This window comes from Marinobacter sp. BW6 (assembly GCF_008107725.1).
Lineage (GTDB): Bacteria > Pseudomonadota > Gammaproteobacteria > Pseudomonadales > Oleiphilaceae > Marinobacter.
This window is the reverse complement of sequence record NZ_VIRN01000016.1, coordinates 1-353: the sequence shown is the minus strand read 5'-3', so window position 1 is coordinate 353 and position 353 is coordinate 1. Positions and strand designations below refer to the sequence as shown.

The following is a 353-nucleotide window of genomic DNA, read 5'->3' as shown; positions in this document are numbered from 1 at the left end:
GATCAATATGCAGATGCTCATGGGCGAGGGTGTAACCCGTCGGATCAAAACTCATAGGGTGTCTCCTGCAAACCGGAGGGAGGAAAGAAAAGAGCGACCATTTTGTGGCGGTGGCGCGCGGAAAAATTCACACACGGTAGCCCCCACATCAGAAAGCGTGGTGCGCACACCGAGCTGCGTAGCGATCATCCCTTGCTGATAAACCAGCACTGGCACCACTTCGCGGGTATGGTGGCTGTGACCAATGGTCGGATCGTTGCCGTGATCCGCCATCACGACCAGGCAATCATCTGGCTGCATCGCCTCAACAAGCCGGGCAAGGTTACGGTCAACGACCTGCAAACGTTCGGCAC

General features: G+C 56.7%; 1 pseudogene. It reads right to left on the bottom strand.

The window, feature by feature from the left end:
* Positions 1 to 51: 51 nt before the first annotated feature.
* Positions 52 to 353, bottom strand: a pseudogene (locus FMN52_RS00065) (phosphopentomutase); the annotation flags it as partial.